Here is a 24,559-nt window from a genome sequence, read left to right as displayed (position 1 = left end):
GCCGGCCGCCGCGGCCATGCCAGCGCCGGCCGGTGCGCTGCCGGGCGAGCCGCCGGCACAGTGGCAGCGCTGGCTGACCTTGCTGACCGAGCGCGACCTCGATGCCGTCACCCTGTATGAGGAACTGCGCGGCTGGCTGCTGCCCCAGCTGGCGCCGGCGCCGCTGGCGGCGGTCACGGCGGGCATGGCGGCGCTCGACTTCGACGCCGTGCTGGCGGCGCTGCCGGCCCACCTGCAACCCGACCACGATCCAGACCAGGAGAACCAATGACTGCTGCCACCCCGGGCGAGAGCACGATCCTCATCATCGACGACAATGCCGACACGATCCGGCTGCTGTCGGCCATGGTGCGGGGGCAGGGCCGGGTGCTGTTCGCCACCAGCGGCGCGGCCGGCATCGACATTGCCCGCCTGCAGCGCCCGCAGCTGATCCTGCTCGACGTGGAAATGGCCGGCATGGATGGCTTTGCCGTATGCGACGCGATCCAGCGCGACCCGGACCTGCGCAGCAGTGCCGTCATTTTCGTCACGGCCCAGTCGACGGCGGAAGCGGAAATCGCCTGCCTGGACGCGGGCGCCGTCGACTTCATTCCGAAACCGCTGAACGCGGCAGTGGTGCAGGCGCGCGTGCGCACGCACCTGCGGCTGCAGGCGGCGCTGGCCAAGCTGGACGGGCTGGCCCACCAGGATGGGTTGACGGGATTGTTCAACCGGCGTTACTTCGACAGCCAGCTGGCCACGGAGTTCGCCCGCCACCGGCGTCACCGCATGTCGCTGGGGCTGGCGCTGATCGATGTCGACCACTTCAAGCTGTACAACGACCGCTACGGCCACCAGCAGGGCGATGCGTGCCTGAGCGAAGTGGCCGGCGTGATCCGCGACGGCGCGCGCCGGCCGGGCGAACTGGCGGCGCGCTACGGCGGCGAGGAATTCGTCGTGCTGCTGCCGAACACGGACCATGCGGCGCTGCAGACCTACGGCGATTGGCTGTGCCGGCGGATCGCCGCGCTGAACCTGGCCCACCCGACGGCGCCGACGGCGCCGTACGTGACGGCCAGCGTGGGCCTGTGCGCGCAGATTCCAGGCGAAGGCGACACGGCCGAGGCGTTGCTGCACACGGCCGACATGGCGCTGTACGAAGCCAAGCGCAGCGGGCGCAACCGGCCAGTCGTCGTGGCTGCCGGCGCGCCGCCCGGCCGCGCCGTCGATCCGGCCGTGGCCTGAAAAATGGGGACAGACCCCATTTTTCAAGCAACTATTTACTGAGGTTCAGTCCGGCGTCGCCAGTGGCGCCGGCACCCGCCCGGCCTTGCGCTGCTTGCTCCAGTAGCCCACGCACAGCAAGCCCAGCCAGGCCGGTATCAGGTAGACCGACAGCCGCAGTTCCGGCGTCAGGTACATTACCACCAGCACGCCGGCCAGGAAGACCAGGCACAGCCAGTTCGACAGGGGCGCCCATGGACTGGGGAAGCCCGTGGCCTGGCCGAGCGTGCGCTTGGCGGCACGGAAACGCAGGTGGATCCAGCTGATCATGCCCCAGTTGATGATCAGGGCGGAGACGACCAGCCCCATCAGCAGTTCGAAGGCCTTGCCCGGCATAAAGTAATTGACGCTGACGCAGACGGCCGTGGCCAGCGCCGACACACCCAGCGCCGCCAGCGGCACGCCGCGGCGGTTCACCTTCAGCAGCGCGCGCGGGGCATTGCCCTGCATGGCCAGGCCGTACAGCATGCGGCTGTTGCAGTAGACACAGCTGTTATAGACGGACAAGGCCGCCGTCAGCACGACGATGTTGAGCATCGTCGCCACCCAGTCGGCGTTCAGGGCGTGGAAGATCAGCACGAAGGGGCTGCCGCCGCTGACCACCTTCTGCCACGGGTACAGCGACAGCAGCACGCCCAGCGCGCCGATATAGAAGATCAGGATGCGGTAGATGGCCTGGTTGGTGGCCTTCGGGATGGTGCGCGACGGGTCGTCCGCCTCGGCGGCCGTGATGCCCACCAGTTCCAGCCCCCCGAACGAGAACATGATGACGGCGATCGCCATCACCAGGCCGCCCACGCCGTTCGGGAAGAAGCCGCCGTGGCGCCACAGGTTGGCCACGGACGCTTCCGGGCCCGCGTTGCCCGAGGCCAGCAGCCACGCGCCGAAGCCGATCATGCCGACGATGGCCACCACCTTGACGATGGCGAACCAGAATTCCATTTCGCCGAAGGCCTTGACGTTGGTCAGGCTGATCGAGTTGATGATGACGAAGAAGGCCAGCGCCGACACCCACGTGGGCAGCTCGGGCCACCAGTACTGCACGTAGATGCCGACGGCCGACAGTTCGGCCATGCTGACGAGCACGTACAGCACCCAGTAGTTCCAGCCCGACAGGAAGCCGGCCAGCGGGCCGCAGTACTTGTCGGCGAAGTGGCTGAACGACCCGGCCACCGGTTCGTCGACCACCATCTCGCCCAGCTGGCGCATGATCAGGAAGGCGATGATGCCGGCCACTGCATAGCCCAGCAGCACGGACGGGCCGGCCATCTTGATGGTCTGGGCGATGCCGAGGAACAGGCCGGTGCCGATGGCGCCACCCAGCGCGATCAGCTGGATGTGACGGCTCTTCAGGCCGCGTTTGAGCTCGTTGTTGCCGTCTGCTGCCATGGGGCTCCGCTGGGTAAGTGGTTCGGGGTGGTCGAATTGGCACGGTTAGTGCCGGGACATGATTCTAATCCATCGTCCCCGCGCCGGGGCGAAGATCGGCGCCATGACGCTTTTCGTTGTATCAATGCAGCGCGGTGTGCTGAGTGTCGTCGCCGGCATGGGCGTCCGGGCGCAGGCGGAAGCCGTCGCGCCCGCCTGCCTTGGCCGCGTACAGGGCCTCGTCGGCCTGGCGCAGCAGCGCCTCGCGTGTGATGCCGGGCGTGGCCACGGCCAGGCCGACGCTGGTGGTGACGGCCAGCGGCGTGCCATCGGCCAGGAACGGCGGGCGCATGGCCTCGACGATCTTGTGGCCCAGCCCCGCCAGCTCGTCCGGCGCGGCCAGGCCTTCGAACAGCACGACGAACTCGTCGCCGGCCAGGCGCGCCACCGTGTCCGTGGCGCGAACGGTGGCGCGCAGTCGGTGCGCGAACTCGACCAGCACGCGGTCGCCGGCGCCATGGCCGTGGTTGTCGTTGATCAGCTTGAAGTGGTCGATATCGAGGTACGCCACGCCGGCCTGGCTGCCGCTGCGCGCAGCCCGCAGCAGGGCCATGTCCAGTTCGCCTTCGAACTTGCGCCGGTTGAACAGGCCCGTCAGCGCATCCGTGCTGGCCAGCCGCGCCATTTCCGCGTCGGCCAGCGCACGCTGGCGCGTCAGCGAGTGGAAGGCCCGGCCCAGGGTACCCACTTCGTCCGGGCGGGACAGGTCGAAGATGTCGATATCGGCCTCGCCCCGTTCCACCCTGGCTACCTGGGCCTGCAAGGTGGCCAGTGGCCGCAGCAGCAGGTAGATGGCCAGCCAGCCCAGCGAGCCGGCCAGCAGCGCCACGGCGGCGGTGGGGAGCACGGCGCTTTCGCGCATGGCGATCAAGGGTGCAAAGGCTTCGTCGATGGGATAGACGATGCCGACGATCCAGCCCGTCGAATGCAGCCGCTTGTAGCCGATCAGTGCCTCGACCCCCGCCTTGGTGCGGCCCTGGCGCCAGCCTTCGAAGCCGTCCAGCGCCTGGCGGGTGGTCTGCATGACGCCGCCCGGCTCGTCCTGCACCCTGCGCAGGATGCGGCGGGTATCCGGGTGGTACAGGATGGTGCCGTCGGCCGCCAGCATGAACAGGTAGCCGTGCCGGCCCGGCTTCAGGGTGTCGAGCCGGCCGAAGAAGGAGTGCTGGTGCAGGTCGATGCCGGCCGCCAGCACGAACAGCAGGCGGCCCGCGTCGTCGTGTACCGGCTCGGTCAGCAGCACGACGGGCTTGCCCGACAGCTTGCTGAGGAAGGGTTGCGACACGATGCCTTCGCGCAGGCGCACTGTTTCGCGGAAGTAGGGCCGGTCGCCGGCGGACAGGGTGCCGACCTGGCGACGGTCGCTCAGGTTGGCCACCAGTTCGCCCTGGCTATCCAGGGCGGCGACGTTGAAGTACTGCTCGCGCAGGGTGGCATGGCTTTCCAGGTAGGCCTGCATGGCCTCGCCCGTGCCGATGCGGGCGGCGCGGGCACCTTCGGCAGCCGAGCGCAGCAAGATGCGCTTGGCGGCCAGGTTCTGTTCCAGGTGGGCGGCCGCACTGGAGAGCAGGGCGAATTCGCGGTCGCCGACAAGTTGCGCCATCTGACGCTCGGCCAGGTGCAATCCGGCGAGGGCGAGCAGGACGCTGGCGAGGAACACGAGGGCGGTCACGACCACCGTCATGCGTGCCTTCAGGGTGGTCAAGCGTAGCAGGAGGCGCATGGTGACCCAGTTTAGCACGGGGCTACCCGGGTTCCTGGCATCATGATAGCCGCCGTCAAACGGTCTCGACGGTAGCGTATTGCGTGAACGCCCCGCCGTTGTTTGATGCATATCAAACAACCTTGCAGTTGAGGACCCCGGCCCACGCCACTCGCCCGGCTTTGCCCTAAGCTGGGCGTTCTAACGGAGGAGACCCATGAGCAAAACAGACAGCAACGCAGCAAACGACAAGAGCGCCACCAGCAATACGAACAATACCAGCGACACCAGTCTTTCGGGCGGCACGCGCACGGGGCGTGCCGCCATCGTCACGGGCGGCACCCGGGGCCTGGGCGCCGCCATCACCCTGGCCCTGCGCGATGCGGGCCACAACGTGGCGGCCGTCTATCACAGCAATGACGCGGCCGCGGCCGCCTTCGAGGACCGTCACCGCGTGCCCGTCTTCAAATGGGATGTCGGCGATTTCGCCGCTTGCGCCGAAGGCATCGCCCGGGTCGAACGGCGCATCGGCCCGGTGGACATCCTTGTCAATAATGCCGGCATCACACGCGACGGCGCCCTGCACAAGATGACGCCGGAGCAGTGGTGGGAAGTGATCCAGACCAATCTGGGCTCGATGTTCAACATGACGCGGGGCGTCATCGAAGGCATGCGCACGCGGGGCCACGGCCGCATCGTCAACATCAGCTCGATCAACGGGCGCAAGGGCCAGGCGGGGCAAACCAATTACGCCGCCGCCAAGGCCGGCATCCTCGGGTTCACGAAAGCGCTGGCGCTGGAAAATGCCCGCAAGGGCATTACCGTCAACGCCGTGGCGCCCGGCTACTGCGATACGGAAATGGTGGCGGCCGTGGCGCCGGACGTGCTGCAGGCCATCGTGGCCGGCATTCCCGTCGGCCGCCTGGGCACGCCGGATGAAGTGGCGCGCACGGTGGCCTTCCTGGCCGACGACCGCGCTGGCTTCATCACGGGGGCCACGATCGACGTCAATGGCGGGCAATATCTGAGCTGACGGCGTCGCCGTCCGCGGTGCTGGCGGCAGCGCCGCAGCCAGCGGTCGATTCCGCGCCGGCCCCCGGAGCAGCACCGGACCGGCGCGCCTTCGTTGCCCACGCGGGTCCGGGTCTGGCCGGGCGGCAGCGTCAGTCCCGCGCCGCCGACACGGGCCGGCGCGTGCTCCAGCCAAATGCCAGGATGACGGCGTAGCAGGCCAGCGGCACGGCCAGCGCCACCTTCAGGCTCGACAAATCGGCCACATAGCCCGTCAGCAGGGGCACGATGGCACCGCCGACGATGGCCATGCAGATCAGCCCCGAACCTTCCGCCGCCCGTTTGCCCAGGCCTTCGCAGGCCAGCGAAAAGATGGTGGGAAACATGATCGAGTTGAACAGGCCCACGGCCAGCAGGCTCCAGCCCGAGACGGGCCCCGAGCTGTTGGCGGAGACCAGCAGCAGCGCGATGACCATGGCCGCCGCCCCCATCAGCACCTTGCCCGGAGCGACCAGGCGCAGCAGGGCCGCGCCAATGAAACGGCCCACCATCGCGCCGCCCCAATACAACGTGACATGCTGGCCGGCCGCCTCCGCGCCCAGGCCCATCACGTCGGCCTCCATCAGGTAGTTCACCACCAGCGAGCCGACCGCCACTTCCCCGCCCACGTACAGGAAAATGCACAGTGCGCCGAAGGCGAACCGGCGCTGCCGCAGCAAGGTGAAGGCCGCCAGGATGCTCGTATGCGGCACGGCTTCCTCGGCCAGTTTATTGCGGTTGGCCCACACCAGGCCCGCCACCACCAGCAGCGCCAGCGCCAGCCCGATATACGTGCGCACCACCACCTGGGTTTCCTCGGCGCGGAAGGCATCCAGCGCGGCCCCGCTCAAGGTGGCCGGATCGACCGTCGCCAGGGTGCCCAGGATCAGGATCGACCCGACGTACGGAAACACCGTCGTGCCCAGCGCGTTGAAGGCCTGGGCGAACGTCAGGCGGCTGGGCGCCGTGGCGGGCCGGCCCAGCATCGAAATGAGGGGATTGGCCACCACCTGCACGATCGTGATGCCCGAGGCCAGCACGAACAGGGCGGCGAGGAAGGTAACGAACAGTCCCGACGACGAAGCGGGGATGAACAGCAGGCAGCCGGCCGTCATTGTCAGCAGGCCGACGACGGCGCCGCGCATATAACCCAGGCGGCGCACGATGGCGGCGGCCGGAATCGACACGAGGAAATAGGCAGCGAAAAAGGCCGACTGCACCAGCATGGCCTGGGTGTAGCTGAGCGTGAACAGGTCCTTGAGCTTCGGGATGATGACGTCGTTCAGGCTGGTGATACCGCCGAAGATGAAGAACAGGGCGAACACGAAGGCCCGCAGGCCGGGCGCATCCGTACTGGCGGCGGGGGAAGTAGGGCGGTTATCGATCATAAGATATATCTGACTGTTAATCTGGCGGGCGCCATCATAACAATTGCAAACGATTATTGCTTGGACTGGTGAAAACCGCGTCCTGACAGCCGCCTACCCGCCCAGTAAAATTCCGGGACAGTCCCGGACAATCCTGACAGATGCGCGCCAAAATTCCGGGACAGTCCCCGATTTTTCCCACCCGGCCCACCGAAATTCCGGGACAGTCCCGGCACCTCCTGCCAATGGCCTCCAATACCCCGGGACAGTTGCGCAACTTTTCCGACGATGCTGAGCACTCTGGCTAGCCTTCCTGGCAAGTCCTTGTATCGCCTGCAATGGCAGAGCGCTGTTTGTTGTATTCGCGTTGCAGCTTTCTGAAAAAGGTGTGAGCAAAATCAGAATCTTCGCTGATTTTTCGGGCAGAGCCCTGTAATATTTCCGTACGGATATTTCACAACTCCCCCTCCCGCGGCAGGACGCCGCTCCACTGATTACGGATTGAACCCATGAAGAATGGCTCTGGACGGCTGACGCGTGCGCGTCGCCGCGCGTGCTGCTACGCGCTTGCTGCAGCTGGTATTGCCCTCGGTTCCGCGTTCTGCGCGGTCAATGCACGGGCGCAAGCCATCGACGGTGCTGCCGCCGCGCCGGCTGCCGGCGGCACGGTAACGGGCAACGCCACCGTCGTGTCGCAATATGTGTCGCGCGGCATGCGCCAAAGCTGGGGCAAGCCGGCCGCGCAGGCGGGCCTGGACTATGCGCACCCGAGCGGCTGGTCGGCCGGCACGTGGGTGTCCACCATCAGCGACCACTATGTCGAAGACGGCACGGTGGAGTGGGACCTGTATGGCGGCTACAGCGGCAGCGTCGGCGACATCGGCTACAGCGCGCTGGCCTACTACTACAAGTACCCCGGCGCCGTCATCAGCGCCACCGGCACCAAGTTCGACTATGCCGAGCTGTCCGCCGGCCTGACGTACAAGGCCTTCTACGCCAAGTACAACCGCACCGTCTCGAGCGACTTCTTCGGCATCACCAATGCCCGTGGCACCGGCTACCTGGACGTGGGCATGAACCAGGACCTGGGCGACGGCTGGACCTTGAACCTGCACGCCGGTAATGGCCGCGTGGCCGGCGCCGGCAACGACGTGTGGAACTGGCACGACGCCAAGATCGGTGCCACCAAGACGCTGGGCGGCGGCTGGAGTGGCGCCGTGGCGTGGACCCGCGCCTGGGGCAAGACGGGCATCTACGACGCCTACACCACCGGCATGCCGAACGGCAAAGGTATTGTCGAGTATTCCAATCCGGCCAAGGGCACCCTGGTGGTGTCCGTGACGCGCAGCTTCTGATCGCACCACCATGAACCTGACCAACTTGTCGGCGCCGAAGCGCCCCCTTGGCATGCTGCAGTCGCTGTCCCTGAATGCCCGCATCTGCGCCGCCGCCACGGGGCTGGTGGTGTTGAGCCTGGCGATAACGGCCGTCGTGACGGGCGTCAAAAGCAGCGACAGCGCCGAGGCCGCGGCCATGCGCCAGGCCCATACGACGGCACGTGAAGCGGGCCATGCCCTGACAGCACGCATCGGCGGTAACCTGGCGACGGTGCGGGCCCTGAGCATCGCCATGCACTCGACCAAGGGTGCCGACGTGGCGCCGGAGCGGGCCCAGGTGGCCGCCATCTCCAAGGGTGTGCTGCTGGGATCGAACGATCTCGTGGGCGTTTCCGTGACGTGGGAGCCGAACGCGCTGGACGGCAAGGATGCCGAATATGCCGGCCAGAAGCCGGACTATGACGCCACCGGCCGCCATATGCCGTATTACACGCGCAACGGCAGCGGCGGTGTCAATGTGACGCCGATCGAATTCACGACGACACCAGGCGGCAACGACTGGTACGACATTCCGAGGAAGACGGGCCGCGTGCACCTGAGCGAGCCGTATTCGTATCCCGTCAACGGCAAGGACGTCCTGATCGCCTCGCTGGTGGCGCCGATCACCGTCAAAGGGAGCTTCCTGGGCGTGGCGACGGGCGACATGGCCTTGAGCAGCCTGGGCGACATCCTGAAGGACCTGGTGACGATGGAAGGCGGCAAGCTGGCGCTGCTGTCCAATGGCGGCCTGTATGCCAGCCATCCGGATGCGTCCAGGAACGGCAAGAAGGCCGACGACCTGCCTGCGGCCGCGCTCGAAGCCATCCGTGCCGGCAAGACCTTTAGATACGAGGCCGACGATTTCGTCCATATCCTGCAGCCGATGGTGCTGCATGCGGACATCGCCCCGTGGGCCGTGCGCCTGTCGTTCCCGCGCAGCGTGGCCACGGCCGACGCGCGCGAGCTGATGACGTATTCGATCGTCGTTTCCGTGCTGTGCGCGGCGGCGGCCGCGCTGGCGATGATCTGCACCCTGAACCGCCTGACTCGTCCGCTGCGCAACCTGGCCCGCACGATGTCCCAGCTGGCCGGCGGCAATGCCGACCTGTCGGCACGCCTGGCCGTCAGGGGCAGCGACGAGCTGGCCGTCATCGGCAGCGGCTTCAACGACTTCGTGGCGAAGATCGAGGACGTGCTGGCCCGGGTGCGCGACAGCTCCGGCAGCGTGGCCACGGCCAGCCATGAAATCAGCCAGGGCAACCACGACCTGTCGGCGCGCACCGAGCAGCAGGCCAGCTCGCTGGAAGAAACGGCGGCATCGATGGAGGAGCTGACGTCCACCGTCAAGCAGAATTCCGACAACGCCAACCAGGCGCGCCAGTTGGCCGCCACCGCGTCCGGCGTGGCCGTGCGTGGCGGTGCCGTCGTGGCCCAGGTGGTCGAAACGATGGCCTCGATCAATGCCTCGTCGAACAAGGTGGTGGACATCATCAGCGTCATCGACGGCATCGCCTTCCAGACCAATATCCTGGCCCTGAACGCGGCAGTCGAGGCGGCGCGGGCGGGCGAACAGGGCCGTGGCTTCGCCGTCGTCGCCAGCGAGGTGCGCAACCTGGCCCAGCGCAGCGCGTCGGCCGCCAAGGAAATCAAGGCACTGATCGGCGCCTCGGTCGAACAGGTCGAGCAGGGCAGCCGGCTGGTGGCGGACGCCGGCGGCACGATGGACGAAGTGGTGTCCAGCGTCAAGCGCGTGGCCGACATCATCGGCGAGATCGCATCCGCCAGCAACGAGCAAAGCAGCGGCATCGCCCAGGTCAACCAGGCCATCGTGCAGATGGACGGCGTGACGCAGCAGAACGCGGCGCTGGTCGAGGAAGCAGCCGCCGCGGCGGAAAGCCTGCAGCAGCAGGCCGACACGCTGGTGGCGCTGGTGGGCCAGTTCCGCATCGGCACCGGCGCGGGCCAGGGCAACTGAATGGAGAAGAACATGAATATCGCTATCGAAAAACCAAGCAAGCAGGGCGGCAGGTCGCTGTCGCTGAACGCACGTATCTGCATCGCCGCCAGCACCCTCGTGGTGCTGAGCCTGGCCATCACGGCTGCCGTCACGGGAGTGCGCAGCAGTGCCAGCGCGGAAAAGGCGGCCATGGCCCTGGCCCACACGGCCGCCGGCGCCGCCTCGCAGACGGTGGCCACGCGCATCACGCGCAACCTGGCGGCAGTGGAAAACCTGGCCGGCGCCATGCGCGCCACGAAGGCGGCCGGCATGCCGCTGTCGCGCCCGCACGTGGCGGAACTGACCAAGGCCACCCTCCTGGGCTCCGGCGATCTGGTAGGCGCGGCCGTGACGTGGGAACCGGACGCGCTGGACGGCGCGGATGCCGACTTCGCCGGCAAGTCCCCCGAGTTCGACGCGAGCGGGCGCTACATGCCGTACTACACGCGCAATCCTGCCGGCGGCGTCGGTGTCGAACCGATCGTGTTCTCGAACGCACCGGGGGCGAACGATTGGTACGACATTCCGAAGAAGACGGTCAAGGCCCACTTCACGGAACCGTACGCGTATCCGATCAACGGCAAGGACGTGCAGATGGCGTCGATGGTCGCACCCATCGTCGTCGACGGCAAGTTCCTGGGCACGGCCAGCGCCGACTTCATGCTGACGCGCCTGACGGAAATCCTCGCCGGCCTGAAGACCATCGAAGGCGGCCAGCTGGCCCTCGTGTCGAACGGCGGCCTGTATGCCAGCCATCCGGAAGCGGCCAGGAACGGCAAGAAGGCCGACGACCTGCCTGCGCCGGCACTGGCTGCGATTGCCGCCGGCAAGGGCTACGAGTATGAAAGCGACGGCATCGTCCACATCATCGAGCCGCTGGTGCTGCACGCGGACATCGCGCCGTGGGCCGTGCGCCTGTCCTTCCCGCGCAGTGTCGCGACGGCACCCGCGCGCGAGCTGATGCTGTATGCGCTGGTGGTGTCGCTGCTGTGCGCCGGCGCCGCCGCACTGGCGATGGTGCTGACCGTGAACCGCCTGACCCGGCCCCTGCGGACCCTGGCGGCGACGATGACGCAGCTGGCCGGCGGCAATGCCGACCTGTCGGCACGCCTGAAAGTGAAGGGGACGGACGAACTGGCCGTCATCGGCGGCGGCTTCAATGCCTTCGTGGCGAAGATCGAGAACGTGCTGGCCCGCGTGCGCAGCAGCTCCGACAGCGTGGCCACGGCCAGTTCCGAGATCAGCCAGGGCAACCATGACCTGTCGGCCCGGACCGAACAGCAGGCCAGCGCGCTGGAAGAAACGGCCGCGTCGATGGAGGAATTGACATCCACCGTCAAGCAGAACTCGGACAACGCTGTCCAGGCCCGCGAACTGGCCGCCTCTGCATCGACTGTGGCCGTGCGCGGCGGCGCCGTCGTGGCCCAGGTGGTCGAGACGATGGCGTCGATCAACGCGTCGTCCGGCAAGGTGGTGGACATCATCGGCGTCATTGACGGCATCGCCTTCCAGACCAATATCCTGGCGCTGAACGCGGCGGTCGAGGCAGCGCGGGCGGGCGAGCAGGGCCGGGGCTTCGCCGTCGTCGCCAGCGAAGTGCGTAACCTGGCACAGCGCAGTGCGTCGGCCGCCAAGGAAATCAAGGCGCTGATCGGCGACTCCGTGGAGCAGGTGGAGAAGGGCACGCGCCTGGTGGCGGACGCGGGCGGCACGATGGACGACGTCGTCGCCTCCGTCAAGCGGGTGGCCGACATCATCGGCGAGATCGCCGCCGCCAGCACGGAGCAGAGCAGCGGCATCGGCCAGATCAACCAGGCCGTCGTGCAGATGGACAGCGTGACCCAGCAGAACGCGGCATTGGTGGAAGAAGCGGCCGCCGCCGCGGAAAGCCTGCAACAGCAGGCCGCCACCCTGGTAGCGCTGGTGGGAGAGTTCAGGATCGGCGACGTGGCGGTCGATGACAATGCCCCGCGCCGTCCCGTGATCGTCCCGAAGGCGCCGCTTGCAACGGGCAAGCCGGTCAAGGTCATCGGGCAGGCCAAGGCGTCCCAGGACGAATGGGAGACGTTTTAAGCTGGGCGAACAGTCAGTAGCGCGGATTCAGTGAATCGGCGTTTGGCCGGACCGCCACCCCCAGGGGGGGGCGGTCCGGCCTTTTTTTGCCTGGCGCTCAGGCGTGGGCAGGTTTGCGACCCAGCAGCTTGCTGGCGGCGAATGCGGCACCGGCCACACCGACCACCATGGCCGCCGTGCTGCCGGAGAAACCCACGGCCGTGTTGGCGGCGATCTTGCCGGCCTGGGGCGTGACGAGCTGCATGCGCCGCTTCGTCATCTGCGCGCCCAGTTCGCACAGGCGTTCCTGGCTCAGCTGGCGCTCCGCGTCCGGCAGCAGGATCGTTTCCTCGTCCGCCACGTGGTGCATGACGTCGCGCATCAGTTCGTGCACCAGTTCGTCATGCTGCTTGTTGGCCGGGTCGGCCGCGCGCAGCTGGGCGATGATGCGGCGCATCTCATTGTGTTCCGGCTCGGACTTGAGCATCGTGGGCGCGGCGCCCTCGAGCTGGCGCATGACGGGATAGAACACTTCCTCTTCCAAGGTGGCGTGGATTTCCAGCGCCGTGCAGATGGTTTCGGCCAGCGCCTTTTTCACTTTCGGCTTCTTCGTCGTCGTGTACTGGTGGAAGGTCACCAGGGTATGCGAGTGATCGAAGCGGATCATGTCGGTAATCGTCGGGCTGAGCTTGTTCAGTGAAAACATGGTTCTTCTCCTTTGTGCGAGGCAACGGCTTATCTTAGATCGCCCGCCTCGGCTCACGCGTAGGAAAAGCACGCAATCGGCTGTCGGCGCATGGCGCGGCCGGGCTGTTGCAACGGACGCCACGGCTGGCGCTGCGCCGTCACGCAGAGGGAGACAGCCGGGCGCGCCTGGGCTATAGTTAGCATGAAGACCACAGCCGGGGAGTCGCATGAAGGGCCAATATCGTGCCGCAGCGAATCGAAGGAAGGGCCTGCCCGTACGGGGGCGGGGTCCGAACGCGACCGTGCCGCGCATCCTGAGCCGCTTCGGCGACCTGTTCCAGGACCATCCGCTGCCGATGTGGATCTACGATACGGATACGCTGCGCTTCCTGCGCTGCAACGCCGCCGCCTGCCGGCACTACGGCTACACGACGGACGAATTCCTGCACATGACGATCCGCGACATCCGCCCGCGCGACGAGCAGCTGCGCCTGGAAGCGGACCTGGCGTCGACGGAGCCGCGGCTGCCCCAGGCGTCCGGCGTGTGGACGCACCTGAAGCGCGACGGCACGCCCATCTCCGTGCGCATCACGTCGCATGCGGTGGGCTACCAGGGCCACCGGGCCCGGCTCGTGTTCGCGCTGGACGTGACGGAGCAGCTGGCCACGGAGCGCGCCCTGTACCGCTCCGAGCAGCTGTACCGGCGCCTGATCGACACGATGCCGCACCAGGTCTACTGGAAGGACCTGGACCTGCATTATGTCGGTTGCAACCGTGTATTCGCCGAGGCGGCCGGGCTGGACGACCCGCAGGAGGTGAGCGGCAAGAGCGACGAAAACCTGATCTGGCGGCGCCAGGCCCAGCGCATGGCGGCCGAGGACCGGGTCGTCGTCACCACCGGCCACCCGCTGCTGGATCGCGAGGACACCCTGACGGGCCCGGACGGCCGCCAGCGCCGCTACCTCGTCAACAAGCTGCCCCTGTATGGCCCGCAAGGCGCCATCATCGGCATGCTGGGCACCCTGGAAGACATCACGGCGCGCAAGAAGGCCGAGGAAACCTTGCGCCTGCAGGGCCGCGCGCTGGACGCCAGCGTCAACGCCATCGTCATCACGCGCCACCACGACCAGCAGGACATCATCGTCTACGCCAACCCCGCCTTCGCCCGCATCTCCGGCTACGACCTGCCCGAGGTGATGGGACGCGACTGCCGTTTCCTGCAACGCGAGGACCGCGACCAGGACGGCCTGCACCTGCTGCGCGAGGCGCTGCACGCGGACCGCGAGGCCACCGTGGTGCTGCGCAATTACCGCAAGGACGGCTCGCTGTTCTGGAACCAGCTGCACCTGGCGCCCGTGCTGGATACCAATGGCAAGGTGACCCACTGGGTCGGCGTCATCAACGACATCACGGCCACGATGCGCTACCAGCAGGAGCTGGAACACCAGTCGACACACGACGCGCTGACAGGCCTGCCGAACCGCAACCTGTTCCGCGACCGCCTGGACCAGGCCATCAGCTATGCGGCGCGCTACCGCAACCAGCTGTGGGTGGTGGTGCTGGACCTGGACAACTTCAAGCTGATCAACGACACGCTGGGCCACGCCGTCGGCGACAGCCTGCTGCAGATGGTGGGCGAGCGGCTGCGGGGCGCCCTGCGCGACTCGGACACGGTGGCGCGCCTGGGCGGCGACGAATTCATCCTGCTGCTGCTGGACCAGCCGGGCGTGGGCCTGTCGCCGCGCACCGTGCAGACCATCCTGGAAGCGGTCAGCGCGCCGATGCGCCTGGGCGCCCACGACCTGGCGCTGACATGCAGCATGGGCGTGGCGGTCTACCCGCGCGACGGCGAGACGGGTCCGGGCCTGTTCAAGCACGCCGATATCGCGCTGTACCGGGCCAAGGACGGCGGGCGCAACCAGCTGCAGTTCTACACGGTGGAGATGAACGACCGCGTCACCGAGCGTACCCTGATCGAAGGCCACCTGCGCCATGCACTGGTGCGCAACGAGTTCCTGCTGTATTTCCAGCCCCGGGTCGACTGCGTCAGCGGCCAGGTGGTGGGCCTGGAAGCACTGCTGCGCTGGCAGCATCCGGAACTGGGCCTGGTGCCGCCGGCCCGCTTCATCAGCGTGGCCGAGGAAACGGGGCGCATCGTCGAGATCGGCGAATGGGTACTGCGCACGGCCTGCCTGCAGGCGGTCGCGTGGCAGCAGGCCGGGCTGGCGCCCGTGCCGGTGGCCGTCAACGTGTCGGCGCGCCAGTTCCGCCACGCCGCGTTCGTCCAGGAAGTCAAGGAAGCGCTGGCCATCAGCGGGCTGGCGCCGAAGTACCTGGAGCTGGAGCTGACGGAAAGCGTCATGATGCACAATGTCGACGTCGTCATCGCCGCCATGAGCCAGCTGAAGGCGATGGGCATCTGCCTGTCGATCGACGATTTCGGCACGGGCTACTCCAGCCTGAACTACCTGCGCCGCTTCCCCATCGACTACCTGAAGATCGACCAGAGTTTCGTGCGCGACATGCTGGACGACCCGCCCGGCGCGGCCATCGTACGCTCCATCATCGCCCTGGGCCACAGCCTGGACTTCCGCATCATCGCCGAAGGCGTCGAAACCCAGGACCAGTTCGTCTACCTGCGGCAGGAAGGCTGCGACGAGATCCAGGGCTACCTGTATAGCCGGCCCGTGCCCGAGCGGGAGGCCGCCGTCATGCTGGGCGGCGTCGCGTAGGCAACAAGGCCAGGTGCCAGATCGGCAAAAAAAACGGCGCCCCTCGGGGCGCCGTTCTGCCATCAGCCGTTCAAGACGTCAGTCGCGGATCTCCAGCGCCCGGTTCAGCGACAGCGCCGCCAGCGAGCCGACCGCGCCGGACAGCAGGTACAGGCTGACATAGCCCAGGCCGAAATTGGCCGACAGGCCCAGTGCCACCAGCGGCGCAAAGGCGGCGCCGACCAGCCAGGACAGGTCCGACGTCAGCGCCGCGCCCGTGTAGCGGTGGCGTGGGGCGAAGTTGGCCGTCACGGCGCCGGCGGCCTGGCCGTACGACAGGCCCAGCAGGGCGAAGCCGACCAGGATGAAGATGTTCTGGCCCGTCTCGCCGCCTTGCAGCAGGGTCGGCACGAAGCCGGAGAAGACAGCGATCAGTGCGGCCAAGGTGCCCAGGGTGGTGCGGCGGCCGAAGCGGTCCGCGATCAGGCCGGAGGCGATGGTGCCGACGATGGCCAGGCCCGCACCCCACATCTGCAGCACGAGGAAGCTGTCCATCGCCCGGTTCGAGTACAGCTGCACCCACGACAGGGGGAACACGGTCACCAGGTGGAACAGCGCGTAGCTGGCCAGCGCGGCCAGGGCGCCGATCAGCACGTTGCGGCCCTGCGTGTGCGACAGCTCGGACAGGCTGACCGGTTCCAGCTCGCGCTCGTCCAGCAGGCGCGAATACTCAGGCGTCGACACCAGGCGCAGGCGGGCGAACAGGGCTACCACATTGATGGCAAAGGCAACGAAGAACGGAAAGCGCCAGCCCCAGTCGAGGAAGTCCAGGCCGGACAGGTTGGCCAGCATATAGGCGAAGATACCGGCGGCGACGATGAAGCCGACGGGCGCGCCCAGCTGGCCCAGCATGGCATACCAGCCGCGCTTGTTGTGGGGCGCGTTCAGGGCCAGCAGCGACGGCAGGCCGTCCCACGAGCCGCCCTGGGCCATGCCCTGGCAGATGCGGAACAGGGCCAGCAGGATGATGCCCGTGTTGCCGGCCTGGGCGTAGGTCGGCAGGAAGGCGATGCCGACGGTGGAGGTTCCCAGCAGGAACAGCGCGAGGGTCAGCTTGGCTTCGCGTGAGTAGCGCCGCTGTACCCACATGAACAGCACGGTGCCGAAGGGGCGGGCGATGAAGGCAAAGGAGAAGATGACGAAGGAATACAGGGTGGCGTCGAGCCGGTCGTCGAACGGGAAGAACAGGGAGGGGAAGACCAGGACCGAAGCGATTGCGTAGACGAAGAAATCGAAATATTCGGATGCCCGCCCGATCACCACGCCGACGGCGATCTCGCCGGGATGGATCTCGCCGTCGCGAGCATTAATGTTGCGTGCGCCACCACTGGTGGGACTTGCCTGATAATCGCCGTGGTTCTGCTGGCCTACCGGATTGCTGCCGTCATATGTTGTCGTTGCCATATTTGTCTCTCAAGTCATTTGTTCACAAGTCTTAGCAAAATGCGCTGCACCTACCAATTGCCATTACTAATTACAGCTGAACACCGAGTCGACATCGCCGGGTTTGACACCGGGGGTGGGACAAAGTGTCCAATTCCATTCCGCATGCCTGTGACGGTACAGTAACATGTTCTCAATCCTCTGTAGCGCACATAACTTAATGAAATCATCAAAAGTTCGCAGCGGACTGATGCTTCTCCCCCTGTTGTGGCTCACCGGCTGCAATACGGTGGTGTTGAATCCGTCCGGTGATATCGCGGCGCAGCAGGCCCATCTGGTTGTCGTTTCGACCTTCCTGATGCTGCTGATCGTCGTTCCCGTCATTGTCCTGACCCTATTGTTCGCCTGGCGTTATCGTAAAAATAATACCGAAGCGAAGTACGATCCCGACTGGGACCATTCCACCAAGCTCGAGCTGGTGATCTGGGGCGTGCCCCTGCTGCTGATTATCGTGCTGGGCGCCATTACGTGGATCAGCACCCACCTGCTGGACCCTTACCGTCCGCTGCAGCGCCTGGACGAGAAACGTCCGATCCCGGCCGGCATGACCCCGATGACGGTGGAAGTGGTGGCGCTGGACTGGAAATGGCTGTTCATCTACCCGGAGCAGGGCATCGCCACCGTCAATGAGCTGGTCACGCCGATCGACCGCCCCATCAAGTTCAAGATCACGGCCTCGTCGGTGATGAATGCGTTCTACATTCCCGCGATGGCAGGCATGATCTACGCGATGCCGGCCATGGAAACGCAGCTGAACGCCGTGATGAACAAGCCCGGCACGTACGACGGCTTCTCGTCGAACTACAGCGGTGCCGGCTTCTCGCACATGCGCTTCAAGTACCACGCGATGCAGAACGGCGATTTCGACGCCTGGGTGGCCAAGACGAAGGCCGGCGGCGGCGAACTGACCCGCACCGACTATGTCCAGCTGGCCAAGCCGAGCGAGAAGGACCCCGTGCGCCGCTACGCCGCCGTCGATCCGTCGCTGTACAGCGCGATCGTCAACCTGTGCGTCGAACCGGGCACGGCCTGCATGGCCAAGCAGATGCACGACGACCAGAACCGCAACGCGGCCGCCGCGGCACAGCGCAAGGCCCAGCATCAGGCCAGCAAGAATGGCAACGTCGGCGACATCGCCAAGGTTGCCCAACTGGGTGCAGAGGTATGCACGACCGCCGACAAGCCCACCATTTCCATGAAGAGTAACAATGCAAGCGTATCCAACTGAAACTGATCCGATCTTCGGCAGGCTGAGCTGGGAAGCGATTCCGTTCCACGAACCGATCCTGCTCGCCACCTTCGCTGCCGTCGTCATCGGTGGCGGCGCACTCCTGGCCGCGCTGACGTATTTCCGTGTGTGGGGCCACCTGTGGAAGAACTGGTTCACCAGTATCGACCACAAGAAGATCGGCATCATGTACATGATCCTGGGTCTCATCATGCTGCTGCGCGGCTTCGCCGACGCACTGATGATGCGTGCCCAGCAGGCCATCGCCTTCGGCGACAGTGCCGGCTTCCTGCCGCCGCACCACTACGACCAGGTCTTCACGGCCCACGGCGTCATCATGATCTTCTTCGTGGCGATGCCCCTGGTGACAGGCCTGATGAACTATGTCGTGCCGCTGCAGATCGGCGCGCGCGACGTCGCCTTCCCGTTCCTGAACAACTTCAGCTTCTGGATGACGACGATGGGCGCCGTGCTCGTCATGGCTTCGCTGTTCGTCGGCGAATTCGCCCGTACCGGCTGGCTGGCCTATCCGCCTCTGTCCGGCATCCTGGCCTCGCCCGACGTGGGGGTGGACTACTACATCTGGTCATTGCAGATCGCCGGTGTCGGTACCTTGCTGTCCGGCGTGAACCTGATCGTCACCATCATCAAGATGCGCGCGCCCGGCATGGAAATGATGAAGATGCCCGTCTTCACGTGGACCGCGCTGTGCACCAACATCCTGATCGTCGCCGCCTTCCCCGTCCTGACGGCCGTGCTGGGCATGCTGTCGATGGACCGCCTGCTGGGCACCCACTTCTTCACGAACGAAATGGGCGGCAACGCCATGATGTACGTGAACCTGATCTGGATCTGGGGTCACCCTGAGGTCTACATCCTGATCCTGCCGTGCTTCGGCATCTTCTCGGAAGTGGTGTCGACGTTCTGCTCGAAGCGCCTGTTCGGCTACACCTCGATGGTGTATGCGACCTGCGTCATCATGATCCTGTCCTACCTGGTCTGGCTGCACCACTTCTTCACGATGGGCTCCGGCGCGTCGGTGAACTCGTTCTTCGGCATCACGACGATGATCATCTCGATCCCGACGGGCGCCAAGCTGTTCAACTGGCTGTTCACGATGTACCGCGGCCGTATCCGTTTTGAACTGCCGATGATGTGGACCATCGCCTTCATGGTGACCTTCACCATCGGCGGCATGACCGGCGTGATGCTGGCGATCCCGCCAGCCGACTTCGTGCTGCACAACTCGCTGTTCCTGATCGCGCACTTCCACAACGTCATCATCGGTGGCGTGCTGTTCGGCCTGTTCGCCGGCATCAACTACTGGTTCCCGAAAGCGTTCGGCTTCAAGCTCGACGACTTCTGGGGCAAGGTCTCGTTCTGGTGCTGGGTAATCGGCTTCTACATCGCCTGGATGCCGGTGTATGCACTGGGCTTCATGGGTGTGACGCGTCGCCTCAGCCATATCGAAGATGCGTCGATGCAGCCGTACTTCGTGGTCGCCTTCATCGGCGTGCTCCTGATCGCGGCCGGCATCGGCGCCATGCTGATGCAGTTCGTCGTCTCCTTCATGCGCCGCAAGAAGCTGCGCGATGTCACGGGCGACCCATGGGATGGCCGCACGCTGGAGTGGGCGACGTCCTCGCCACCGCCGGACTACAACTTCGCGTTCACCCCGGTCGTGCATGACAACGACACGTGGGCCGACATGAAGAAGAACGGCTACGCCCGTCCGCTGAAGGACTTCGTGGCGATCCACATGCCGGCCAATACCGGCGCGGGCTTCATCATCGCGGCGCTGTCGGCCGTGGTGGGCTTCGCGACGATCTGGCACATGTGGGCCGTGGCTGCCGTGGCCTTCGTTGCCATGATCGTTGCCATCATCGTCCACACGTTCAACTACAAGCGCGATTACTACATCTCGGCGGAAGAAGTGACCCGTACCGAGGAACGCCACACCGCTTTGCTGGGAAGCCATGTCTGATATTCACGTAACCTCCGCCGGCGCGATGAGCGCCGACCCGAGCTCGCGCTACCTGGTGCGCGAGCACCATCCGGAACACGGCACCATGCTGGGTTTCTGGATCTACCTGATGAGCGATTGCCTCATCTTCGCCTGCCTGTTCGCGACCTATGCCGTATTGGGCCGCAACTATGCCGGCGGTCCGACGGGCGCCGAACTGTTCGACCTGAAGCTGATCGCCCTGAACACGGCCTTCCTGCTGTTCTCGTCGATCACCTACGGCTTCGCCATGCTGTCCGCGAAGGTCAAGAACAAGGGCGGCACCCTGCTGTGGCTGGGGATCACGGGCCTGTTCGGCCTGGCCTTCCTGGCCGTCGAGATCTACGAGTTCATGCACCTGATCCATCAAGGTGCCGGTCCGCAGCGCAGCGGCTTCCTGACGGCGTTCTTCGCGCTGGTCGGTACCCACGGCCTGCACGTGACGTTCGGCGCCATCTGGCTCGTCACCCTGATGGTGCAGATCTCGAAGCACGGCCTGCACGCGGCCAATATGCGCCGCCTGAACTGCCTGTCGTTGTTCTGGCACTTCCTGGACGTGATCTGGATCGGCGTGTTCACCTTTGTCTACCTGATGGGAGTGCTGCCATGAGCGACCACAATCAACACCACGGTCACGGCCACGACCACGGTCACGACGATCACGGCCACGGCGACCATTCCGACGGCTCGCACGTGCACGGCTCGATGAAGGATTACGTGATCGGCTTCGTGCTGGCCGTGATCCTGACGGCGATCCCGTTCTGGCTCGTGATGAACCACGTGATCGAAGACCCTGCCACCCTGGGCTTCGTGCTGCTCGGCTTCGCCGCCGTGCAGATGGTGGTGCACATGGTGTACTTCCTGCACATGAACTCGAAGTCCGAAGGCGGCTGGAACATGCTGGCCCTGATCTTCACCGTCATCATCGTCGTCATCACGCTGGCAGGCTCGCTGTGGGTCATGTACCACATGAACCACAACATGATGCCGACCATGGAAGGCCATACGCCGCAGCAGATGCACGACATGCCATGATGACGGCACTGCGAGACGGCCGGGCGCCCCGGCGCCCCGGGGCCGGCAGGGTCTTCCTGTCTGTCCTGGCTGTCCTCGCGGTGCTTTTTTTCGCCATGTTCGCCGCCCTGGGAACCTGGCAGCTCAAACGCCTGCAATGGAAGCTCGACCTGATCGAGCGCATCGACCAGCGCGTGCACGCAGCACCCGTGGCACCGCCGGCCCCCGACAAGTGGGCCGGCGTCACCGCCGCATCGGACGAATACCGCAAGGTGCGGGTGTCCGGCAAATTCCTCTACGAACTCACCACCCGCGTCCAGACCACGACGGCCAAGGGCATCGGCTTCTGGCTGATGACGCCCCTGTGCACGGGCGACGGCACCATCGTCTTCATCAACCGCGGCTTCGTGCCGATGCAGTCGGGCGACCTGGCCCGGCCGGCGCCCCCCAGAGCGGGCGCCGAGCCTTGCGCCGGCGCATTCGGGCCCGCCGTCGAGATCACGGGCCTGCTGCGCATGCCCGAGCCGAAGGGCCGCATCCTGCGCGAGAACGACCCGGCCAACGAGCGCTGGTACGTGCGCGACGTGCCGGTCATTGCGCAAGCACGCAACCTGCCGCGGGCAGCACCGTTCTTCATAGACGCCCCGGCAGGCCAGGAATACCCGCAGGACGCCACCGAAAAGCCCACCGGCGGCCTGACGGTGATTGCCTTCCCGAACAACCACCTGGTCTACGCGCTGACCTGGTTCGCCCTGGCGGCAATGGTCGCGGGCGGCTATTATCTCGTGCTGCGCTTCGAGCGCCGCAAGACGAGAGACCAGGATGACGCGCAACACTGACGACCCCGAACGACGGCTGGGCTCGCACCAGCAGGTGCGCGTGGCGGCGGCCGGCGTCGAATACACGGCCGGCCACAAGAACATGATGCAGCTGATCCAGCTGCGCTGGTTCGCCGTCATCGGCCAGCTCACCACGATTGCTGGCGCCAACCTGGTGTACGACATCCGCCTGCCGCTGGTGCCGATGCTGCAGGTGCTGGCCTGCCTGATCGCCTTCAACGTGGCCAGCCACCTGCGCTGGCACGAAGTGCGCTACGTGCGCAACACGGAACTGTTCATGGCCCTGCTGGTGGACGTGGCCATCCTGACGTCCCAGCTCTATCTGTCCGGCGGCGCCACCAATCCCTTTGCCTTCCTGTTCCTGCTGCAGGTGATCCTGTCGGCCGTGCTGCTGCGCCCCGCCTATGCGTGGACTTTTGTTCTGATCACGGCCAGCTGCCTGGCCGGCCTGTCGCGCCACTACCTGCCGCTGCCGCTGGCGCTGGACCACGAACGGGGCATCGAGTCGCTGTACGTGCAGGGCCTGTTGATCTGCTTCATGCTCAACGCCGCGCTGCTGGTGTTCTTCATTACCCGCATCACGGCCAACCTGCGTGCCGGCGACGCCCAGCTGGCCAACCTGCGCCAGCGCGCCGCCGAGGAGGAACATGTGGTACGCATGGGCCTGCTGGCGTCGGGCGCGGCCCACGAGCTGGGCACGCCGCTGGCGACCTTGTCCGTCATCCTGGGCGACTGGAAGCGCATGCCCGAATTCTCCCGCAACCCCGAGCTGCTCGAGGAGATTGGCGAGATGCAGGTGCAACTGAAGCGCTGCAAGGCCATCGTCAGCGGCATCCTGCTGTCGGCCGGCGAGGCGCGTGGCGAATCGTCCGTGAAGACGACGATCCGCACCTTCCTGGACGAGCTGGCGCGCGAGTGGCAGGGCAGCCGCCCCGTCGTCGCCTTCGCCTACCACAACGCCATCGGCGCCGATTTGCCTGTCGTCTTCGACGAAACCTTGAAGCAGATGGTGTGCAATGTGCTCGACAACGCACTGGAAGCGTCGCCCGACTGGGTCGGCATGGACGCCATGCGCGAGGACGGCCACCTGATCCTGCGCGTGACGGACCGTGGCCCCGGCTTCGACCCCGCCGTGCTGGCGCAGCTGGGCAAACCGTATAATTCGACCAAGGGACGCCCCGGCAGCGGCCTGGGCCTGTTCCTTGTCGTGAACGTGGCGCGCACCCTGGGCGGCACCGTGGCCGCCCGCAACCGTGACGACGGCAACGAACCAGGCAAGGGCGGCGGCGGGGCGGCAGTGACGATCCGGCTGCCCCTGTCGGCCATCGCGCTGGACAAGAACGCACTGAATGAACGTGGATAAGGAATTGCATGACTGAGGGCATGACGGAGATGCAGCGCACCCTGTTGATCGTCGAGGACGACGAAGCGTTTGCCCGCACCCTGGGGCGCTCGTTCGAGCGGCGCGGCTACCGCGTGCTGCACGCGGCCAATGTGGACGAGGCCAGCGCACTGCTCGACACGGCCGAACTGGCCCCGGGCGAGCCGGGCTACGCCGTCGTCGACCTGAAGTTGAAGGGCAATTCCTCCGGCCTGGCCTGCGTGCAGATGCTGCACGACTACGATCCGGCCATGCTGATCGTCGTGCTGACCGGCTATGCCAGCATCAATACGGCCGTGGAGGCCGTCAAGCTGGGTGCCTGCCAGTACCTGGCCAAGCCGTCCAACACGGACGACATCGAGGCCGCCTTCGAGCACGTGGCCGGCAGCGCCGAGGTCGAACTCACCAACCGCGCCACCTCCGTCAAGACCCTGGAGTGGGAGCATATCCACACGGTACTGGCGGAAACGGAATTCAATATCTCCGAAGCGGCAAGGCGCCTCGGCATGCACCGGCGCACCCTGGCGCGCAAGCTGGAGAAGCAGCGCGTCAAATAGGGCAGGGAAGGGGCCGGATTTGATCTGGATCAATCTTTTGGACTGGGCGATTCGCTAACCTCGCGGCATCGTCCACAGGAGAAGCGATGACCGTCCGCAACCTGCAGTACCTGTTCCAGCCCGCCTCCATCGCCGTCATCGGTGCTTCGAACCGGCCCCACAGCGTCGGTGCCACGGTTTACCGCAATGTGCTGGACGGCGGCTTCCATGGCGCCATCCATGCCGTCAACCCGAAGCACGCCACGCTGGCCGGCCGGCCCGTGTACCCGGACGTGGCCAGCCTGCCGGCGCCGCCCGACCTGGCCGTCATTTGCACCCCGGCTGCCACCGTGCCGGGCCTGGTGCACCAGCTGGGCGCGGCCGGCACGCGCGCCGTCATCGTGCTCAGTGCCGGCCTGGATGG

20 protein-coding genes are annotated in these 24,559 nt (G+C 66.2%); 15 read left to right on the top strand and 5 right to left on the bottom strand.

Annotated features, from left to right (window positions below):
* The coding region (locus tag GM672_RS22715) for a hypothetical protein (protein ID WP_211517412.1) at positions 1-271 on the top strand (271 nt) is incomplete at its 5' end.
* Positions 268-1,224, top strand: a complete 957-nt coding sequence (locus GM672_RS22710) for a diguanylate cyclase domain-containing protein (protein WP_155472807.1) — start codon at positions 268-270, stop codon at positions 1,222-1,224. The genes GM672_RS22715 and GM672_RS22710, both read left to right, overlap by 4 nt.
* A 45-nt stretch (positions 1,225-1,269) precedes the next feature.
* Here GM672_RS22710 and GM672_RS22705 read toward each other — a convergent pair whose 3' ends face one another.
* The gene (locus tag GM672_RS22705) at positions 1,270-2,652 is read right to left on the bottom strand and encodes an amino acid permease (protein WP_155472806.1); all 1,383 of its coding nucleotides are present in this window, start codon (positions 2,650-2,652) and stop codon (positions 1,270-1,272) included.
* A 121-nt stretch (positions 2,653-2,773) separates the two neighbouring features.
* A complete protein-coding gene (locus GM672_RS22700) occupies positions 2,774-4,414 on the bottom strand; it encodes a sensor domain-containing diguanylate cyclase (RefSeq protein WP_155472805.1) in 1,641 nt (546 codons plus the stop codon).
* 196 nt (positions 4,415-4,610) lie between these two features.
* Between GM672_RS22700 and phbB the strand changes: the two genes are divergently transcribed.
* Positions 4,611-5,426, top strand: a complete 816-nt coding sequence (gene phbB / locus GM672_RS22695; protein ID WP_155472804.1) for an acetoacetyl-CoA reductase — start codon at positions 4,611-4,613, stop codon at positions 5,424-5,426.
* 130 nt (positions 5,427-5,556) lie between these two features.
* On the opposite strand, the gene GM672_RS22690 is transcribed toward phbB, so the two are convergent.
* Positions 5,557-6,831 (bottom strand): sugar MFS transporter, encoded by a 1,275-nt coding sequence (locus GM672_RS22690; protein ID WP_155472803.1) that lies wholly within the window; start codon positions 6,829-6,831, stop codon positions 5,557-5,559.
* Between the two features lie 488 nt (positions 6,832-7,319).
* Here GM672_RS22690 and GM672_RS22685 point away from each other — a divergent pair, with 488 nt between their 5' ends.
* From GM672_RS22685 to GM672_RS22675, 3 genes are read left to right on the top strand one after another with little or no spacing between them, the layout of a single operon-like run.
* Positions 7,320-8,165, top strand: coding sequence for a TorF family putative porin (locus GM672_RS22685; protein ID WP_155472802.1), 846 nt, complete (start codon positions 7,320-7,322; stop codon positions 8,163-8,165).
* 10 nt (positions 8,166-8,175) lie between these two features.
* Positions 8,176-10,161 (top strand): methyl-accepting chemotaxis protein, encoded by a 1,986-nt coding sequence (locus GM672_RS22680; RefSeq protein WP_155472801.1) that lies wholly within the window; start codon positions 8,176-8,178, stop codon positions 10,159-10,161.
* Between the two features lie 12 nt (positions 10,162-10,173).
* On the top strand, positions 10,174-12,255 hold the full coding sequence (locus GM672_RS22675; protein ID WP_188915961.1) for a methyl-accepting chemotaxis protein: 2,082 nt from the start codon (positions 10,174-10,176) through the stop codon (positions 12,253-12,255).
* A 97-nt stretch (positions 12,256-12,352) separates the two neighbouring features.
* Here GM672_RS22675 and GM672_RS22670 read toward each other — a convergent pair whose 3' ends face one another.
* Positions 12,353-12,940, bottom strand: a complete 588-nt coding sequence (locus GM672_RS22670; RefSeq protein WP_155472799.1) for a hemerythrin domain-containing protein — start codon at positions 12,938-12,940, stop codon at positions 12,353-12,355.
* Between the two features lie 208 nt (positions 12,941-13,148).
* On the opposite strand from GM672_RS22670, the gene GM672_RS22665 reads away from it, so the two are divergent.
* A complete protein-coding gene (locus GM672_RS22665) occupies positions 13,149-15,653 on the top strand; it encodes a sensor domain-containing protein (protein WP_155472798.1) in 2,505 nt (834 codons plus the stop codon).
* 78 nt (positions 15,654-15,731) lie between these two features.
* Here the strand turns inward: GM672_RS22665 and GM672_RS22660 are convergent, their stop codons facing one another.
* Positions 15,732-17,096 carry an MFS transporter gene (locus GM672_RS22660; protein ID WP_155472797.1) on the bottom strand — a complete coding sequence of 455 codons (1,365 nt, stop codon included), beginning with the start codon at positions 17,094-17,096 and terminating at the stop codon, positions 15,732-15,734.
* 199 nt (positions 17,097-17,295) lie between these two features.
* Between GM672_RS22660 and cyoA the strand changes: the two genes are divergently transcribed.
* The 8 genes from cyoA to GM672_RS22620 all read left to right on the top strand — a co-directional run.
* A complete protein-coding gene (gene cyoA, locus GM672_RS22655) occupies positions 17,296-18,363 on the top strand; it encodes a ubiquinol oxidase subunit II (protein ID WP_155472796.1) in 1,068 nt (355 codons plus the stop codon).
* Positions 18,344-20,347: a cytochrome o ubiquinol oxidase subunit I gene (gene cyoB / locus GM672_RS22650; protein ID WP_155472795.1), complete on the top strand. Its 2,004-nt coding sequence runs from the start codon at positions 18,344-18,346 to the stop codon at positions 20,345-20,347. The genes cyoA and cyoB overlap by 20 nt, the downstream gene beginning before the upstream one ends.
* On the top strand, positions 20,340-20,975 hold the full coding sequence (cyoC, locus tag GM672_RS22645; protein ID WP_155472794.1) for a cytochrome o ubiquinol oxidase subunit III: 636 nt from the start codon (positions 20,340-20,342) through the stop codon (positions 20,973-20,975). The genes cyoB and cyoC overlap by 8 nt, the downstream gene beginning before the upstream one ends.
* The gene (cyoD, locus tag GM672_RS22640) at positions 20,972-21,400 is read left to right on the top strand and encodes a cytochrome o ubiquinol oxidase subunit IV (protein WP_155472793.1); all 429 of its coding nucleotides are present in this window, start codon (positions 20,972-20,974) and stop codon (positions 21,398-21,400) included. Before cyoC ends, cyoD begins: the two co-directional genes overlap by 4 nt.
* Positions 21,397-22,218 carry an SURF1 family protein gene (locus tag GM672_RS22635; protein WP_155472792.1) on the top strand — a complete coding sequence of 274 codons (822 nt, stop codon included), beginning with the start codon at positions 21,397-21,399 and terminating at the stop codon, positions 22,216-22,218. The genes cyoD and GM672_RS22635 overlap by 4 nt, the downstream gene beginning before the upstream one ends.
* Entirely contained in the window at positions 22,202-23,581 is a 1,380-nt protein-coding gene (locus tag GM672_RS22630; protein WP_155472791.1) for an ATP-binding protein, read from the top strand. The genes GM672_RS22635 and GM672_RS22630 overlap by 17 nt, the downstream gene beginning before the upstream one ends.
* Before the next feature lie 8 nt (positions 23,582-23,589).
* Entirely contained in the window at positions 23,590-24,156 is a 567-nt protein-coding gene (locus GM672_RS22625) for a response regulator transcription factor (RefSeq protein WP_188915960.1), read from the top strand.
* 86 nt (positions 24,157-24,242) lie between these two features.
* The coding region (locus GM672_RS22620; protein WP_211517411.1) for a CoA-binding protein at positions 24,243-24,559 on the top strand (317 nt) is incomplete at its 3' end.

It is taken from the genome of Pseudoduganella buxea (assembly GCF_009720835.1).
Taxonomy (GTDB): domain Bacteria; phylum Pseudomonadota; class Gammaproteobacteria; order Burkholderiales; family Burkholderiaceae_D; genus Rugamonas; species Rugamonas buxea.
This window is presented reverse-complemented; position numbering and strand designations above follow the sequence as displayed.